Genomic DNA, 17,199 nt, shown 5'->3' with positions numbered 1-17,199 from the left:
GATGTTACGTATTGCCGACAAAGTCTTTGATTCACATCTGTTTACCGGAACCGGAAAATTCGCCTCCCCGCAGCTAATGGTGGATGCTATTCGTGAAAGCGGCAGCCAGCTGGTGACGCTGGCGATGAAGCGCGTGGATCTGCGTCAGCACAACGATGCCATACTTGCGCCGTTACTGGAGGCAGGCGTGACGCTCTTACCCAATACCTCCGGTGCGAAAACGGCCGAGGAAGCAATTTTCGCTGCGCATCTGGCCCGGGAAGCGCTCGGCACCTGCTGGCTGAAGCTGGAAATTCACCCGGACGCCCGCTGGCTGTTGCCCGATCCGATCGAAACCCTGAAAGCGGCAGAGACGCTGGTGCAGCAGGGATTCACCGTTCTGCCCTACTGTGGTGCCGATCCCGTGCTGTGTAAGCGTCTGGAAGAGGTCGGCTGCGCGGCCGTGATGCCGTTAGGGGCGCCCATTGGCTCCAACCAGGGACTGGAGACCCGCGCGATGCTGGAGATCATCATCGAGCAGGCGACCGTGCCCGTGGTGGTGGATGCGGGCATCGGCGTACCCAGTCATGCCGCGCAGGCGCTGGAGATGGGGGCCGATGCGGTGCTGGTCAATACCGCGATTGCGGTGGCCGACGACCCGGTGATGATGGCGCGTGCGTTCCGCCTTGCCGTGGAGTCCGGTCTGCTGGCACGACAGTCCGGCCCCGGCTCGCGCAGCTTTCAGGCGCAGGCCACCAGCCCGCTGACCGGTTTTCTGGAGGCACTCTGATGGCAACCTTTACCGATCGCTGGCGTCAGCTTAACTGGGACGATATTGCCTTACGCATCAACAGTAAAACCTCTGCGGACGTAGAGCGGGCATTAACAGCCCGGCATGTGACCCGCGAGGATTTGATGGCCCTGCTTTCTCCGGCTGCTAGCGCATACCTTGAACCGATGGCGCAGCGCGCGCAACGCCTCACCCGCCAGCGCTTTGGCAACACGGTGAGCTTTTACGTGCCGCTTTATCTCTCTAACCTGTGCGCCAACGACTGCACCTACTGTGGCTTCTCAATGAGCAACCGCATTAAGCGTAAAACGCTGGATGAGCATGAGATCGCCCGCGAGTGTGCGGCTATTCGTGAGATGGGTTTTGAACATCTCTTACTGGTGACGGGTGAACATCAGGGCAAAGTGGGGATGGACTATTTTCGCCAGCATCTTCCGGCCATCCGCCGCGAATTTGCCTCATTGCAAATGGAAGTGCAGCCTCTGTCGCAAGAGGAATATGCGGAACTGAAAACCCTCGGGCTGGACGGCGTAATGGTTTATCAGGAAACCTACCATGAGGCGACCTATGCCCGACATCACCTGAAAGGGAAGAAGCAGGATTTCATCTTCCGGCTGGAAACGCCGGACAGGCTGGGGCGCGCCGGTATCGATAAAATTGGGCTGGGCGCGCTTATCGGGCTGTCCGACAGCTGGCGGGTTGACTGCTATATGGTGGCAGAGCATCTGCTGTGGCTACAGCAGTACTACTGGCAAAGCCGCTATTCCATCTCATTCCCACGGCTGCGTCCGTGTACGGGAGGCATTGAACCCGCCTCGCTGATGGATGAGCGCCAGCTGGTGCAAACCCTGTGCGCATTTCGCCTGTTCGCGCCGGAAGTGGAATTGTCGCTCTCCACGCGTGAATCCCCCGCGTTTCGCGACCGCGCGATCCCTCTGGCGATCAACAACGTCAGCGCCTTTTCCAAAACGCAGCCGGGCGGTTACGCGGACGATCGCCCGGAACTGGAACAGTTTGCACCGCACGACGGACGACGGCCCGACGCGGTGGCGGAAGCCCTGACTGCACAGGGGCTACAGCCCGTGTGGAAAGACTGGGACAGCTGGCTGGGAAGAGCTTCGCATTTGCGCTGAAACCGCCTGCAACAACGCGGAAAGGTTACGAGACGGCTCGTAAGATCAACGCCGGGCGATTGAGGAGATCTGCCCGGTTTTATTAGGATTAACCACGTCAGCAACGGACGCTGACCAGGGTGAAAATGCTTCTTCCTCGTTTCGCCCTGCCCTCCGCCTCTTAAACAAAATTTCAATTGATAAAATAAATACGTCGTTTCTTATCTACTCTTAAGATAAATCAACCCGTCGGAAATCGCTTTCTGTATAATTTACTACCAGCAATCTGACAGCGACTATGCTGAGGATATCGACAGACGCAACGCGTCTACCATCTGGATTGATGCACAACTCATGGCACTCCACAGTAAAAAGCTTTCTTTCACCCGACCAATTATGGTCAGCTTTGCGGGGATTCTGTTCAGTTTCGCGATAATCGCGATCCTGGTCATCCTTTCACAACGGAAGGATTTTATTGAGGATTATCATAAAATTAATGGTAACTTCACCCATAATCTGGCGGTGAACTATACCGAATCCATCCTGCGAGAAAACGACTATATTCTTGGTCGCGCTGCGATGTACTACGCCCGTGACGACAGAGTGAATCAGACGATAAATATCGATCCAGCACAGGGTTTGCAGATGTTAATGCATTTGCAGAACCTGATGCCGACGGTGTCGTCTATCTCTCTGGCGGACACCGAAGGGCACCATCTGCGCGCGCCGGAAGTACTGCCAACGGAGAAGAGTAGGTCGTTCGACGCACGAACACGCCCATGGTTTATCGGGCAAGCGGAAGCCAGCAACTTTCCTCACTACACCCGCCCCTATCTGGACTATTTCACCCAACATCCTACGGTCACCCTCTATAAACCGGTCATTTCACCGGAAGGCCGTCTGAAGGGCACGCTCGCTTTCCATCTTGATTTAACCTCCATGGGGTATACCCTGCGCCAGATGGTGGCACCGGTTCAGGGTGAGTTTTTTGTCGTGGAACGTGACGGCGCCGTTGTGCTGCATCCGGACACGGGGGCGCTCTTTAAGCAGTACGTAAGCGAAGCGCTGATGGACAAAATGACCAGCGGCGAAGGGCATCTTTTCGACCCCAAAAGTAAAACCTGGTATTACTACTACTCTTTCACCAATCCGGACTGGTTTGTGATTTATCGGGTCTCCGATGCCACGCTTTCCGTCATCACCCGGCATGAAACCACCGTCGTCGGCTGGGGATTTGCGCTGGCGGCAATCATCATCATTCTGTTCGGGCTCTATCTGCGCCATGCCTCGCGTTCTGTGCTGATGAACATTATCAACGCCATCAAAACCGGAGACGTCAATCAGGCGCCACGTCTTGAGGCGATGCTCAGCCATACCATTCGAACCAATAAGGAACGTGAGATGGCCTATGTCCGTCAGGCCACCCATGATGCGCTGACAGGCTGCAAGAACCGCCGTGCTTTCGACAACGATGTGGATGAGCTGCTGACCGCTCATCAACCCTTCGTTCTGGCGCTGGTCGATATCGATAACTTCAAATCTATTAACGACACCTGGGGCCACCTGAGCGGGGATATTGTTCTGCGCAGCGTGGCGCGCGAAGGTATTCAGATCATGCAGCCGCACCACGTTTCCGTTTACCGCTACGGTGGGGAAGAGTTCGGGGTGATTTTCCCGGCCGAGCTGATGAACTCCGCGCACGCGCTACTGGAAGCCTGGCGCACTGCCGTGGAAAAACGGACCTGGCGGGAAGAGAACCTGCGAGTAACCTTCAGCGCGGGGGTGGGAGAGTGGCACTTCGAACCGCTGGAACAATTTATCGGCAGCGTAGATGAAGCGCTGTATACCGCTAAACAACAGGGTAAAAACCGCATCGTAAGCACGGCCAGCCGATAATACCCTTCCTGAAATTCCGCCCGTTAAGACGGGCAGAATGCTTTCATGTATAAAATTGTAACCGGTTTCAGAAAAATGCCGATTTCTTTGTGATGCCTGACACACAATCGCGGTAAAGCGGTTGTTGAAGCGGTCTGCGCGGGATAATTATCAATAAACACATGTAGATCGAGGCTGACTATGAAGAACATCGTTTTATGCTGTGCAGCGGGAATGTCAACCAGCATGCTGGTTCAACGTATGAAAGATGCCGCGCAGAAAAAAGGAGTCGAAGTAACCATTAAAGCCGTTCCGGTCGCGGAGTTTAAAGATAACATCGCGACGGCTGATATCGTATTACTGGGGCCACAGGTTAAATACGAACAGGCAAAACTCCAGGCGCAGGCCGATCCGCTTGGAAAAAAGGTCGCGGTTATCGACATGATGGATTACGGCATGATGAAAGGTGATGCCGTACTGGAAAAAGCGCTCAAGCTGCTGGAGTCATAATGGAAGACTTAGAAACCACAATCATGGAGATACTGGTCAATGCAGGTGCGGCGCGCAGTGCGGCCCTGACAGCGTTGCAGATGGCGCGAAAAGGTGACTTTGACGAAGCCGAGAAAGCGATGGAAGAGTCGCGTGAATATGTGAAACATGCGCATACGATCCAGACGCAGCTCATCGGTCTTGACGAAGGGACCGGGAAACTTCCGGTTAACCTGATCACCGTTCACTCTCAGGATCACCTGATGAACGCGATGGTCATTCAGGATCTGGCGGGCGATATGATTGAGCTTTATCGACGCATCCCGTTAGTGAATTGAAGACATACAGACGTAAAAAAACCCGCCGAGGCGGGTTTTTTATTGTCGGGTGGCGCTGCGCTTACCCGACCTGTGATTCATATGCCCGGTAATTTTACCTACCGGGCATCAACGATTACTCGTTGTCGGAACCGCCCAGACCTGCGTTCAGCAGTTCTGCAAGGCTCGCGGATGCATCTTCGGCAGTCACCTGCGGTGCAGCTGGCAGTTCACCCGCTGCACGACGACGCATACGATCCTGGTGGTACGCATAACCGGTACCGGCCGGGATCAGACGACCCACGATAACGTTCTCTTTCAGACCGCGCAGTTCATCACGTTTACCTGCAACAGCTGCTTCGGTCAGGACACGAGTGGTTTCCTGGAACGATGCAGCAGAGATGAAGGACTCGGTTGCCAGAGACGCTTTGGTGATACCCAGCAGATCGCGTGCAAAGGTCGCACCGATTTTGCCGTTCGCTTCCAGATCGCGGTTAGCGATCTTAACGCGTGAGTATTCAACCTGCTCGCCTTCCAGGAAGTCGGAGCTGCCCGCGTTTTCGATGGTTGCTTTACGCAGCATCTGACGAACGATAACTTCGATGTGCTTATCGTTAATCTTAACGCCCTGCAGACGGTATACGTCCTGTACTTCGTTAACAATGTAACGAGTAACAGCATGCACACCACGCAGACGCAGGATGTCGTGCGGCGCTTCTGGACCATCGGAGACCACGTCACCACGTTCCACGCGTTCACCTTCGAACACGTTGAGCTGACGCCACTTAGGAATCATCTCTTCGTACGGCTCGCTGCCATCTACTGGCGTGATAACCAGACGGCGCTTACCTTTGGTCTCTTTACCGAAGGAGATGATACCGCTGATTTCGGCCAGGATAGCAGGCTCTTTCGGACGACGTGCTTCGAACAGGTCCGCAACGCGTGGCAGACCACCGGTGATGTCCTTGGTACCGCCGGATTCCTGAGGAATACGCGCCAGGGTGTCACCAGAGCTGATCTGTACGCCATCTTCCAGCTGTACAATCGCTTTACCCGGCAGGAAGTACTGCGCAGGCATATCGGTGCCAGGGATCAGAACGTCGTTACCCTGAGCATCAACGATTTTCAGTGCAGGACGCAGATCTTTACCACCGGTAGTACGTTCAGCAGAATCCAGAACCACCAGAGAAGACAGACCGGTCAGCTCGTCGGTCTGACGAGTAATGGTCTGGCCGTCGATCATGTCAGTGAAGCGGATGAAACCACTTACTTCGGTGATAACCGGCATGGTGTGTGGATCCCAGTTTGCTACGGTTTCGCCGCCGGCAACCTGCTCGCCATCACCTTTCGCCATAACCGCACCGTAAGGCACTTTATAGCTCTCTTTGGTACGACCGAATTCGTCGATCAGCTTCAGCTCGGTGTTACGAGAAGTCACAACCAGCTTGCCTGCGGAGTTAACAACAGACTTCGCGTTGCTGAGCTTGATGCTACCTTTGTTTTTCACCTGGATGCTGGATTCAGCAGCCGCACGAGATGCCGCACCACCGATGTGGAACGTACGCATCGTCAGCTGTGTACCCGGCTCACCGATGGACTGTGCTGCGATAACGCCGATAGCCTCACCTTTGTTGATGATGTGGCCACGCGCCAGGTCACGACCGTAGCAGTGCGCACACACACCAAAGTCGGTGTCACAGGATACAACGGAACGCACTTTCACAGAGTCAACAGAGTTCGCTTCCAGCAGGTCACACCACTGTTCGTGCAGCAGAGTGTTGCGTGGAACCAGAATGTCTGCGGTGCCCGGCTTCAGGATGTCTTCCGCGGTCACACGACCCAGTACGCGATCGCGCAGCGGCTCTTTAACATCACCACCCTCGATAACCGGGGTCATGGTGATACCTTCGAGGGTGCCACAATCGTCTTCGGTGACGACCAGATCCTGCGCAACGTCAACCAGACGACGCGTCAGATAACCGGAGTTCGCCGTTTTCAATGCGGTATCCGCCAGACCTTTACGCGCACCGTGCGTGGAGATGAAGTACTGGAGTACGTTCAGACCTTCACGGAAGTTCGCGGTGATTGGCGTTTCGATGATGGAGCCATCTGGCTTCGCCATCAGACCACGCATACCTGCCAGCTGACGAATCTGTGCCGCAGAACCACGCGCACCGGAGTCGGCCATCATGTAGATGCTGTTGAAGGAGACCTGCTGCTCTTCTACGCCGTCACGGTTAATCACGGTTTCGGTTTGCAGGTTATCCATCATCGCTTTGGATACACGATCGTTCGCCGCAGCCCAGATATCGATAACTTTGTTGTAACGTTCGCCTGCGGTTACCAGACCAGACTGGAACTGCTCCTGGATCTCAGCAACTTCAGCTTCCGCTTCAGAGATGATCTCGTGTTTCTTCTCTGGGATGACCATGTCATCGATACCAACAGATGCACCTGAACGCGCTGCATAAGCAAAGCCGGTGTACATTGTCTGGTCAGCGAAGATAACGGTCGGCTTCAGGCCCAGAATGCGGTAACAGGTGTTCAGCATTTTGGAGATCGCTTTCTTGCCCAGCGCCTGGTTGACGATGGAGAAAGGCAGACCTTTCGGTACGATCATCCACAGAATCGCACGGCCAACGGTCGTGTCTTTCAGGCTGGTAATCGCCACGAATTCGCCGTTTTCATCTTTTTCGTATTCGGTGATACGCACTTTAACGCGCGCATGCAGAGAGGCCAGGCCAGCGCGATAAATACGCTCAGCTTCTTTCGGGCCAGTCAGCACCATGCCTTCGCCTTTGGCGTTAACACAGTCACGGGTCATATAGTACAGACCCAATACAACGTCCTGAGAAGGAACGATGATAGGTTCACCGTTCGCTGGAGACAGGATGTTGTTGGTAGACATCATCAGCGCACGCGCTTCGAGCTGGGCTTCCAGCGTCAGCGGTACGTGAACAGCCATCTGGTCACCATCGAAGTCGGCGTTATAGGCCGCACAAACCAGCGGGTGCAGCTGGATCGCTTTACCTTCGATCAGGACTGGCTCAAATGCCTGGATACCCAAACGGTGCAGAGTTGGTGCACGGTTCAGCAGTACCGGGTGTTCGCGGATTACTTCGTCCAGGATATCCCAAACGACAGCTTCTTCACGCTCAACCATTTTCTTAGCGGCTTTGATGGTGGTGGCCAGGCCACGCAGTTCCAGCTTGCCGTAGATGAACGGTTTGAACAGCTCCAGAGCCATTTTCTTCGGCAGACCGCACTGATGCAGACGCAGGTATGGACCTACGGTGATTACAGAACGACCGGAGTAGTCAACACGCTTACCGAGCAGGTTCTGACGGAAACGACCCTGCTTACCTTTGATCATGTCGGCCAAAGATTTCAGAGGACGTTTGTTAGAACCGGTGATCGCACGACCGCGACGACCGTTATCCAGCAGGGCATCTACCGCTTCCTGCAGCATACGTTTTTCGTTGCGTACGATGATGTCCGGCGCAGCCAGATCCAGCAGACGTTTCAGACGGTTGTTACGGTTGATCACGCGACGGTACAGATCGTTCAGATCCGACGTTGCGAAACGACCACCATCCAGCGGAACCAGCGGACGCAGATCTGGCGGCAGAACCGGCAGAACGGTCAGGATCATCCACTCTGGTTTGTTACCAGACTGAACGAACGCTTCCAGCAGTTTGATACGCTTGGTCAGCTTTTTACGCTTGGTTTCGGAGTTGGTTTCGTTCAGCTCTTCGCGCAGAGTTTCACACTCTTGCTCCAGATCCATACTCTTCAGCAGGGCCTGGATAGCTTCCGCACCCATCTTCGCGTCGAATTCGTCACCGAACTCTTCCAGCGCGTCCAGATACTGTTCTTCGGTCAGGATCTGGTTACGTTCCAGATTCGTCATCCCGCCTTCGATCACAACATAAGATTCGAAGTACAGAACACGTTCGATATCGCGCAGCGGCATATCCAGCAGCAGGCCGATACGGGACGGCAGAGATTTCAGGAACCAGATGTGAGCAGTTGGAGACGCCAGCTCAATGTGGCCCATACGCTCACGGCGTACTTTGGTCTGGGTCACTTCAACGCCGCACTTCTCACAGATCACACCACGGTGTTTCAGGCGCTTGTACTTACCGCACAGGCACTCGTAGTCTTTTACTGGCCCGAAAATACGCGCACAGAAAAGGCCGTCACGCTCAGGTTTGAACGTACGGTAGTTGATGGTTTCCGGCTTTTTAACTTCACCAAAAGACCATGAACGGATCATGTCTGGCGAAGCCAGAGCAATTTTGATCGCATCAAACTCTTCGGTTTTAGTCTGCGCTTTCAGAAACTTTAATAAATCTTTCACGGATTTGCTCCCGTCGGAGTTAGCACAATCTGGTGTCGGGGGTTAACCCGACACCAGTGACCTGTTTGAGCGAGAATTACTCGTCTTCCAGTTCGATGTTGATACCCAGCGAACGAATCTCTTTCAACAGTACGTTGAAGGATTCTGGCATGCCCGGTTCCATCTGATGGTTGCCGTCTACGATGTTCTTATACATCTTAGTACGACCATTCACGTCATCAGACTTAACGGTGAGCATTTCCTGCAGGGTGTATGCTGCGCCGTATGCTTCCAGCGCCCACACTTCCATCTCCCCGAAGCGCTGACCACCGAACTGAGCCTTACCACCCAGCGGCTGCTGAGTAACCAGGCTGTAAGAACCGGTAGAACGAGCGTGCATCTTGTCGTCGACCAGGTGGTTCAGTTTCAGCATGTACATGTAACCTACGGTTACCGGACGCTCGAACTGTTCACCGGTACGGCCGTCAAACAGCGTAATCTGACCAGACGTTGGCAGACCACCCAGTTGCAGCAGCTCTTTAATTTCAGCTTCTTTTGCACCGTCGAATACCGGCGTTGCAATTGGCATACCCTTACGCAGGTTTTCCGCCAGACGCAGAACTTCATCATCGCTGAAGGTGTTCAGGTCGACTTTCTGACGCACGTCGGTACCCAGATCGTAGGCACGCTGGATGAACTCGCGCAGTTTCGCGACTTCTTCCTGCTGCTTCAGCATGGCGTTAATCTTGTCGCCGATACCTTTCGCAGCCATACCCAGGTGGGTTTCCAGGATCTGACCGATGTTCATACGAGACGGTACACCCAGTGGGTTCAGTACGATATCTACCGGCGTACCGTTAGCATCGTGCGGCATATCTTCGATCGGGTTGATCTTAGAGATAACACCCTTGTTACCGTGACGACCTGCCATCTTGTCACCAGGTTGGATCTGACGTTTAACAGCCAGATACACCTTAACAATCTTCAGCACGCCTGGTGCCAGATCGTCGCCCTGAGTGATTTTGCGGCGTTTCGCTTCGAGTTTTTTCTCGAACTCGTGTTTCAGTTCGTCATACTGCTCAGCCAGCTGCTCCAGCTGATTCTGTTTCTCTTCGTCGGTCAGGCCCAGCTCCAGCCAGCGATCGCGTGGCAGTTTGTCGAGCTTCTCAGCTTCAACGCCACCGGCAACCAGCACCGCATAGATACGGCTGAACAGACCCGCTTCGAGGATTTGCAGTTCTTCAGACAGGTCTTTCTTAGCCTGTTTGAGCTGCATCTCTTCGATTTCCAGCGCACGCTTATCTTTCTCAACGCCGTCACGAGTGAAGACCTGAACGTCGATAACCGTACCGGAAACACCGTTTGGTACGCGCAGAGAAGAGTCTTTAACGTCAGACGCTTTCTCACCGAAGATAGCACGCAGCAGTTTCTCTTCTGGCGTCAGCTGGGTTTCGCCTTTCGGTGTAACCTTACCAACCAGAATGTCGCCGCCGGTCACTTCCGCACCGATGTAAACAATACCGGATTCATCCAGTTTGGAGAGCGCAGCTTCACCCACGTTAGGGATGTCGGCAGTGATCTCTTCTGGCCCCAGCTTGGTGTCACGGGACACACAGGCCAGTTCCTGAATGTGGATGGTGGTGAAACGATCTTCCTGAACCACACGCTCGGAGACGAGGATGGAGTCTTCGAAGTTGTAACCGTTCCACGGCATGAACGCTACGCGCATGTTCTGACCGAGCGCCAGTTCACCGAGGTCGGTGGACGGACCGTCTGCCAGCACGTCGCCGCGCTCAACTGGCTCACCCAGAGATACGCAAGGCATCTGGTTGATACAGGTGTTCTGGTTAGAACGGGTGTATTTGGTCAGGTTGTAGATGTCGATACCCGCTTCGCCCGGGTACATCTCGTCTTCGTTAACTTTGATAACGATACGAGATGCGTCAACGTACTGAACGGTACCGCCACGCTTAGCAACTGCTGTAACACCGGAGTCAACGGCAACAGCACGTTCCATACCGGTACCAACCAGCGGCTTATCAGCACGCAGAGTTGGAACGGCCTGACGTTGCATGTTCGCACCCATCAATGCACGGTTGGCGTCATCGTGTTCCAGGAACGGGATCAGGGACGCACCGACGGATACCACCTGTTGGGTGGATACGTCCATGTAGTCAACCTGGTCGCGGCTGAACAGGCTGGATTCGCCTTTGCTACGGCAGGTAACCAGATCTTCTACAAAGTGGCCTTCGTCATCCAGGTTGGAGTTCGCCTGAGCGATAACGTAGTTGCCTTCTTCGATAGCAGACAGGTAATGAATTTCGTCGGTAACCACACCGTCGGTCACTTTACGATACGGGGTCTCAAGGAAACCGTATTCGTTTGTCTGTGCGTACACGGACAGGGAGTTGATCAGACCGATGTTTGGACCTTCAGGCGTTTCGATTGGACATACGCGACCGTAGTGAGTCGGGTGTACGTCTCGAACTTCAAAGCCTGCACGTTCACGGGTCAGACCGCCTGGGCCGAGTGCAGAGATACGACGTTTGTGCGTGATCTCAGACAGCGGGTTGTTCTGGTCCATGAACTGAGACAGCTGGCTGGAACCGAAGAACTCTTTCACTGCCGCAGAAATCGGCTTGGCGTTGATCATATCCTGAGGCATCAGGGTATCCAGATCGCCCAGAGACAGACGCTCTTTCACCGCACGCTCTACACGAACCAGGCCAACGCGGAACTGGTTTTCCGCCATTTCGCCTACGGAACGGATACGACGGTTGCCGAGGTGGTCGATATCGTCCACTTCGCCTTTACCGTTACGGATATCGATGAGCTTCTTCATCACTTCAATGATGTCGTCTTTGCTCAGGATACCGGAACCTTCGATTTCGTCGCGCAGCAGAGAACGGTTGAACTTCATACGACCTACCGCGGACAGATCGTAGCGGTCTTCGGAGAAGAACAGGTTCTCGAACAGGCTTTCAGCCGCTTCGCGAGTTGGTGGCTCACCAGGACGCATCATGCGGTAGATTTCAACCAGCGCGCTCAGACGATCGTTGGTTGGGTCGACGCGTACAGTCTCAGAGATGTACGGACCGTGGTCCAGATCGTTGGTGAACAGCGTTTCGATACGTTTGTGGCCAGACTGGCTCAGCTTAGCCAGCAGATCCAGGCTCAGCTCCATGTTCGCCGGGCAGATCAGCTCGCCAGTTGATTCATCAACGTAATCTTTCGCGGCTACTTTTCCTGCAATGTATTCAACCGGAACTTCGATGTGTTTGATATCATCTTTTTCCAGCTGGCGGATGTGGCGCGCGGTGATACGGCGACCTTTTTCCACATACACTTTGCCGTCGGCTTCGATGTCGAACGACGCGGTCTCACCACGCAGACGTTCCGGCACCAACTCCATCTGCAACTTGTTGTCGCGGATTTCAAAGATCACTTTCTCAAAGAACAGGTCCAGGATCTGCTCAGTGGTATAGTTCAGTGCACGCAGAATGATGGTTGCAGGCAGCTTACGACGACGGTCGATACGGACAAACAGGTTGTCTTTTGGATCGAATTCGAAGTCCAGCCATGAACCACGGTAAGGAATGATGCGTGCGTTATACAGTACTTTACCGGAAGAGTGCGTTTTACCTTTATCGCTGTCGAAGAAGACGCCCGGGCTACGGTGCAGCTGGGAAACGATAACACGCTCAGTACCGTTGATAACGAAAGTACCGTTGTCCGTCATGAGTGGAATTTCACCCATGTAGACTTCTTGTTCTTTAATGTCTTTTACGGTGCCTTCCGGCGCTTCGCGCTCGTAGATCACCAGACGCAGTTTTACGCGCAGCGGTGCGGAATAGGTCACGCCACGGATCTGACATTCCTGAACGTCAAACACCGGTTCGCCAAGGCGGTAGCTGACGTACTGCAGCTCGGAATTACCGCTGTAGCTCTGAATCGGGAACACGGAACGGAAGGCTGCTTCCAGGCCGTACTGCCCTTCAGGATCTTGCTCGATAAACTTCTGGAACGAGTCAAGCTGGATAGAAAGGAGATATGGAATGTCCAGAACTTGTGGACGTTTACCAAAATCCTTACGAATACGTTTTTTCTCGGTATAGGAGTAAACCATAGGGTTCCTCAGCTCGCTGACAAGTCGACCCATCTGTCCGACGAAGGGACAGTTTGTGCAACACCATTTTGTGGACCGGAAAATTGAATACTTTCCGCAATACCTGTTGCTATCACGCTTAAACCATTTCATTGCGATTTACACAGAGCGAGCACCCTGTCGCAGTATATTAAGTCGTCGATAGAAACAAGCATTGTCAGGACAACCAGCAGTCAAACAGTGTGAAATGCTGCTGATGCCTTACAGCGCAAAAAGGCTGGTGACTAAAAAGTCACCAGCCATCAGCCTAATTACTTAGGCTGCAACCAGAAAAGTTGGCTTATTTAACTTCAACTTCAGCGCCAGCTTCTTCCAGAGATTTTTTCAGTGCTTCTGCGTCGTCTTTGCTCACGCCTTCTTTCAGCGCAGCTGGAGCAGATTCTACCAGGTCTTTAGCTTCTTTCAGACCCAGGCCAGTTGCGCCACGTACTGCTTTGATTACAGCAACTTTGTTCGCGCCAGCAGCTTTCAGAATTACGTCGAATTCAGTTTTTTCTTCAGCAGCTTCAGCCGGGCCCGCAGCTACAGCTACAGCAGCAGCAGCAGAAACACCGAATTTTTCTTCCATTGCAGAAACCAGCTCTACAACGTCCATTACGGACATAGCTGCTACTGCTTCAATGATTTGATCTTTAGTGATAGACATTTAAATTGTTCCTGAAAATCAGAATAAGTTTATACGTAAGCAAATGCTTTATAAAGATAACTGCGATTAAGCAGCTTCTTTCGCATCGCGTACAGCAGCCAGAGTGCGAACCAGTTTGCCAGCCGCAGCTTCTTTCATGGTTGCCATCAGGCGTGCAATTGCTTCTTCGTAGGTCGGCAGGGTGGCCAGGCGATCGATTTGCGATGCCGGGATCAACTCACCTTCAAAGGCTGCAGCTTTGACCTCAAATTTTGCATTCGCTTTCGCGAACTCTTTGAACAGACGAGCAGCAGCGCCCGGGTGTTCCATAGAGTATGCAATCAGGGTCGGACCAACAAACGTGTCTTTCAGGCACTCGAACTGAGTACCTTCAACTACGCGACGCAGCAGGGTGTTACGAACAACACGCATGTATACGCCAGCTTCACGACCTGCTTTACGCAGTTCAGTCATTTTGTCTACAGTAACGCCACGGGAATCCGCAACTACTGCAGACAGCGCGCCTTTGGCTACTTCGCTGACTTCAGCAACAATCGCTTGTTTGTCTTGAAGATTTAAAGCCATTAGCTTTGCTCCTGGATGTTTGCCGGAACTCATGTTCCGGAACTCACTTCACTCGACCCAACGGGAAGAGCGTCTTAATACGGTGAGCAGAAACAAGCCAGAGTATTTAAAATAATCTTAGCGTTCTGTCACCGTCTACGCAGGGGATTAAGTTTCTTGCGAAACACCTGCGGTCTTCGACGGAGGCCTGGATAGGCCAGGCTCCAACGAACAATTCTTTTAGCCGCTAACTTTTGTTAGCAAACGTGGGGGTAAGATTGTAGACAAAATCACCGCCCACGTAAAGGCATTAGTTTGCAGCAGCGCTCAGGCCAGCCTGGTCAACTGCAACACCTGCACCCATGGTGGTGGAGATGCTAACTTTCTTGATGTACACGCCTTTCGCCTGAGTTGGTTTAGCTTTTTTCAGCGCAACCAGCAGAGCTTCCAGGTTTTCTTTCAGTTTGTCAGCGTCAAAGTCCACTTTACCGATGGTGGTGTGGATGATGCCGTTTTTGTCGTTACGGTAACGAACCTGACCTGCTTTAGCGTTCTTAACCGCTTCAGCAACGTTAGGAGTTACAGTACCCACTTTCGGGTTTGGCATCAGGCCGCGTGGACCCAGAACCTGGCCCAGCTGGCCAACAACGCGCATTGCATCTGGAGAAGCAATAACAACGTCAAAGTTCATTTCGCCTTTCTTGATCTGATCAGCCAGATCTTCCATACCTACCAGTTCAGCGCCGGCAGCTTTAGCCGCTTCAGCGTTTGCACCCTGAGCAAATACAGCTACGCGTACGGAACGGCCAGTACCGTGTGGCAGTACAGTTGCGCCACGAACGTTCTGATCGGATTTACGAGCGTCGATGCCCAGGTTAACGGCAACGTCAACGCTTTCAACGAACTTAGCAGTTGCCAGTTCTTTCAGCAGAGCGATAGCTTCGTTGATGTCGTACTGTTTGGTCGCATCAACTTTGTCACGGATCACGGACATGCGCTTGGTCAGTTTAGCCATTTCTTAGTCCTCCACTACCAGGCCCATGGAACGTGCAGTACCTTCAATGGAGCGAGTCATCGCTTCAATGTCGGAACCAGTCATGTCGGCAGCTTTGGTCTGCGCGATTTCCTGCAGCTGAGCGCGGGAAATTTTACCCACTTTGTCTTTGTTCGGCTTACCGGAACCAGACTTGATGCCCGCTGCTTTCTTCAGCAGAACTGCTGCTGGAGGGGTTTTGGTAACGAAAGTGAAAGAACGGTCAGCGTAAACAGTGATTACAACTGGGATTGGCAGACCTTTTTCCATGGATTCAGTTTTGGCGTTGAACGCTTTACAGAATTCCATGATGTTCACACCCTGCTGACCCAGAGCTGGACCAACTGGTGGACTTGGGTTCGCCATACCTGCTGCAACCTGCAGCTTGACGTAGGCTTGTACTTTCTTAGCCATTCTAAAATCCTCTGATTGGGTAATAACGCCTCGGAGAGGCTCCCCGTGAATAAAATTCGTTTTACGGGTCGGAACCCATAAAAACAAAAGGCGCGAAATTGTATTCCAATCTCGCGCCCTGTGCAACGATTAAATCGTCGCTTTTTTGATCGCTGCTTAGGCTTTTTCTACCTGAGCAAAGTCCAGCTCTACCGGGGTCGCACGACCAAAGATAGAAACGGAAACTTTCAGGCGGGACTTCTCGTAGTCCACTTCTTCGACGACGCCATTAAAGTCAGCAAACGGACCGTCGTTAACACGAACCATCTCACCCGGTTCAAACAGCGTTTTCGGACGCGGTTTATCACCCACCTGCTGGAGGCGGTTCATAATCGCATCAACTTCTTTGTCGCTGATTGGCGCCGGACGGTCAGACGTGCCGCCGATAAAGCCCATCACGCGTGGTACGCTGCGCACTAGGTGCCAGCTCGCGTCGTTCATCACCATCTGAACCAGCACGTAACCCGGGAAGAATTTACGCTCGCTTTTGCGACGTTGGCCGCCACGGATCTCAACCACTTCTTCGGTCGGAACCATAACTTCGCCAAATAACTCTTCCATATTGTGTAATTTGATATGCTCACGCAGCGACGTAGCTACGCGGCCTTCAAAACCGGAAAACGCCTGAACGACGTACCAGCGCTTTTTAGGGGCTTCAGACATCTCAGAACCTCAGGCCAGTGATAAAGGATACCAGGCGAACCAGAATACCATCCAGTCCCCACAGGATCAGTGACATTACAGCGGTTACCGCCGCTACAATCAGCGTGGTGTGCAATGTTTCCTGGCGAGTCGGCCAAATGACCTTGCGGACTTCGGTACGCGCTTCGCGGGCAAACGCAACGGTCGCTTTGCCTTTCGTCGTCAACAGCGCGACACCACCCGCCGCAGCAATCAGAATTACCACTGCAAGCGCGCGTAGCGGCAGCATCATGTCACGATAAAGATAGTTGCCGACAATCGCCACAATCAGCAGCACGGCTACAACTACCCATTTCATCGCTTCCAGGCCGCGCCCGCTCCCTTGAGCTTCGGTATTCGCACTCATAAACCAACCTGTCAGAAGTATTCTACAAACATTTTCACCCCGCGAGTGCGAGGCAAACCAATCGAAATGCTATTCGCTTTTCGTATTATACGCTCTCCGCAGAGCCTGTCTCAGCAATGATTATGACAAAATTAATCACTGATGAGCCAGGTTCTGATGTGAAAGCGTGCAAAAAGGGCATCAAATGATGCCCTTTTATTGCGCATTGCGTCAAATGTTATCAGCGATTAGCCGAGAACTTTAGCAACAACGCCCGCGCCAACGGTACGGCCGCCTTCACGGATTGCGAAACGCAGACCGTCGTCCATCGCGATTGGGTGGATCAGAGTCACAACCATCTTGATGTTGTCGCCTGGCATTACCATCTCTACGCCTTCTGGCAGTTCGATGGTACCGGTCACGTCAGTTGT

Annotated in this window: 13 protein-coding genes and 1 pseudogene; 5 read left to right on the top strand and 9 right to left on the bottom strand. The window is 53.2% G+C overall.

Annotation, left to right across the window (positions count from 1 at the left end):
* The first annotated feature begins 1 nt into the window (after position 1).
* The 5 genes from thiG (at position 2) to ACOTZP_RS22680 (ending at position 4,583) form a co-directional block, all read left to right on the top strand.
* On the top strand, positions 2-769 hold the full coding sequence (thiG, locus tag ACOTZP_RS22700) for a thiazole synthase (protein WP_023299071.1): 768 nt from the start codon (positions 2-4) through the stop codon (positions 767-769).
* The gene (gene thiH / locus ACOTZP_RS22695) at positions 769-1,902 is read left to right on the top strand and encodes a 2-iminoacetate synthase ThiH (protein ID WP_022646704.1); all 1,134 of its coding nucleotides are present in this window, start codon (positions 769-771) and stop codon (positions 1,900-1,902) included. Before thiG ends, thiH begins: the two co-directional genes overlap by 1 nt.
* 333 nt (positions 1,903-2,235) lie before the next feature.
* Positions 2,236-3,777 (top strand): sensor domain-containing diguanylate cyclase, encoded by a 1,542-nt coding sequence (locus tag ACOTZP_RS22690; RefSeq protein WP_022646703.1) that lies wholly within the window; start codon positions 2,236-2,238, stop codon positions 3,775-3,777.
* A 180-nt stretch (positions 3,778-3,957) separates the two neighbouring features.
* Positions 3,958-4,266, top strand: a complete 309-nt coding sequence (locus ACOTZP_RS22685; RefSeq protein WP_010425948.1) for a PTS sugar transporter subunit IIB — start codon at positions 3,958-3,960, stop codon at positions 4,264-4,266.
* Positions 4,266-4,583: a PTS lactose/cellobiose transporter subunit IIA gene (locus tag ACOTZP_RS22680; RefSeq protein ID WP_271074443.1), complete on the top strand. Its 318-nt coding sequence runs from the start codon at positions 4,266-4,268 to the stop codon at positions 4,581-4,583. Before ACOTZP_RS22685 ends, ACOTZP_RS22680 begins: the two co-directional genes overlap by 1 nt.
* A gap of 115 nt (positions 4,584-4,698) precedes the next feature.
* Here the strand turns inward: ACOTZP_RS22680 and rpoC are convergent, their stop codons facing one another.
* The 9 genes and pseudogenes from rpoC to tuf all read right to left on the bottom strand — a co-directional run.
* Positions 4,699-8,922 (bottom strand): DNA-directed RNA polymerase subunit beta', encoded by a 4,224-nt coding sequence (gene rpoC / locus ACOTZP_RS22675; RefSeq protein WP_023299069.1) that lies wholly within the window; start codon positions 8,920-8,922, stop codon positions 4,699-4,701.
* A gap of 76 nt (positions 8,923-8,998) precedes the next feature.
* Positions 8,999-13,027 carry a DNA-directed RNA polymerase subunit beta gene (rpoB, locus tag ACOTZP_RS22670; protein ID WP_023299068.1) on the bottom strand — a complete coding sequence of 1,343 codons (4,029 nt, stop codon included), beginning with the start codon at positions 13,025-13,027 and terminating at the stop codon, positions 8,999-9,001.
* Positions 13,028-13,346: 319 nt separating this feature from the next.
* Positions 13,347-13,712, bottom strand: a complete 366-nt coding sequence (gene rplL / locus ACOTZP_RS22665) for a 50S ribosomal protein L7/L12 (RefSeq protein WP_002445276.1) — start codon at positions 13,710-13,712, stop codon at positions 13,347-13,349.
* Positions 13,713-13,778: 66 nt separating this feature from the next.
* Positions 13,779-14,276 carry a 50S ribosomal protein L10 gene (gene rplJ, locus ACOTZP_RS22660; protein WP_003862338.1) on the bottom strand — a complete coding sequence of 166 codons (498 nt, stop codon included), beginning with the start codon at positions 14,274-14,276 and terminating at the stop codon, positions 13,779-13,781.
* A 289-nt stretch (positions 14,277-14,565) separates the two neighbouring features.
* Positions 14,566-15,270, bottom strand: a complete 705-nt coding sequence (rplA, locus tag ACOTZP_RS22655) for a 50S ribosomal protein L1 (protein WP_006810530.1) — start codon at positions 15,268-15,270, stop codon at positions 14,566-14,568.
* 3 nt (positions 15,271-15,273) lie between these two features.
* Complete coding sequence (gene rplK, locus ACOTZP_RS22650; RefSeq protein WP_003862340.1) at positions 15,274-15,702, bottom strand: 50S ribosomal protein L11; 429 nt, start codon at positions 15,700-15,702, stop codon at positions 15,274-15,276.
* 156 nt (positions 15,703-15,858) lie between these two features.
* Positions 15,859-16,404, bottom strand: a complete 546-nt coding sequence (gene nusG / locus ACOTZP_RS22645) for a transcription termination/antitermination protein NusG (RefSeq protein ID WP_003862341.1) — start codon at positions 16,402-16,404, stop codon at positions 15,859-15,861.
* Between the two features lies 1 nt (position 16,405).
* Positions 16,406-16,789 carry a preprotein translocase subunit SecE gene (gene secE, locus ACOTZP_RS22640; protein ID WP_003862342.1) on the bottom strand — a complete coding sequence of 128 codons (384 nt, stop codon included), beginning with the start codon at positions 16,787-16,789 and terminating at the stop codon, positions 16,406-16,408.
* 227 nt (positions 16,790-17,016) lie between these two features.
* A pseudogene (gene tuf / locus ACOTZP_RS22635) lies at positions 17,017-17,199 on the bottom strand (elongation factor Tu); the annotation flags it as partial.

Source organism: Enterobacter cloacae complex sp. SYL001, from assembly GCF_049237025.1.
In the GTDB taxonomy this organism is placed as follows: domain Bacteria; phylum Pseudomonadota; class Gammaproteobacteria; order Enterobacterales; family Enterobacteriaceae; genus Enterobacter; species Enterobacter intestinihominis.
Note: the sequence above shows the minus strand (reverse complement) of the source record. Positions and strands in the feature narration are given on the sequence as shown.

Excerpts from the sequence above, each read along its gene's own strand:
- thiG (WP_023299071.1), top strand. The coding sequence starts at position 2 with ATGTTACGTATTGCCGACAAAGTCTTTGATTCACATCTGTTTACCGGA.
- thiH (WP_022646704.1), top strand. The coding sequence starts at position 769 with ATGGCAACCTTTACCGATCGCTGGCGTCAGCTTAACTGGGACGATATT.
- ACOTZP_RS22690 (WP_022646703.1), top strand. The coding sequence starts at position 2,236 with ATGGCACTCCACAGTAAAAAGCTTTCTTTCACCCGACCAATTATGGTC.
- ACOTZP_RS22685 (WP_010425948.1), top strand. The coding sequence starts at position 3,958 with ATGAAGAACATCGTTTTATGCTGTGCAGCGGGAATGTCAACCAGCATG.
- ACOTZP_RS22680 (WP_271074443.1), top strand. The coding sequence starts at position 4,266 with ATGGAAGACTTAGAAACCACAATCATGGAGATACTGGTCAATGCAGGT.
- rpoB (WP_023299068.1), bottom strand. The coding sequence starts at position 13,027 with ATGGTTTACTCCTATACCGAGAAAAAACGTATTCGTAAGGATTTTGGT.
- rplL (WP_002445276.1), bottom strand. The coding sequence starts at position 13,712 with ATGTCTATCACTAAAGATCAAATCATTGAAGCAGTAGCAGCTATGTCC.
- rplJ (WP_003862338.1), bottom strand. The coding sequence starts at position 14,276 with ATGGCTTTAAATCTTCAAGACAAACAAGCGATTGTTGCTGAAGTCAGC.
- rplA (WP_006810530.1), bottom strand. The coding sequence starts at position 15,270 with ATGGCTAAACTGACCAAGCGCATGTCCGTGATCCGTGACAAAGTTGAT.
- rplK (WP_003862340.1), bottom strand. The coding sequence starts at position 15,702 with ATGGCTAAGAAAGTACAAGCCTACGTCAAGCTGCAGGTTGCAGCAGGT.
- nusG (WP_003862341.1), bottom strand. The coding sequence starts at position 16,404 with ATGTCTGAAGCCCCTAAAAAGCGCTGGTACGTCGTTCAGGCGTTTTCC.
- secE (WP_003862342.1), bottom strand. The coding sequence starts at position 16,789 with ATGAGTGCGAATACCGAAGCTCAAGGGAGCGGGCGCGGCCTGGAAGCG.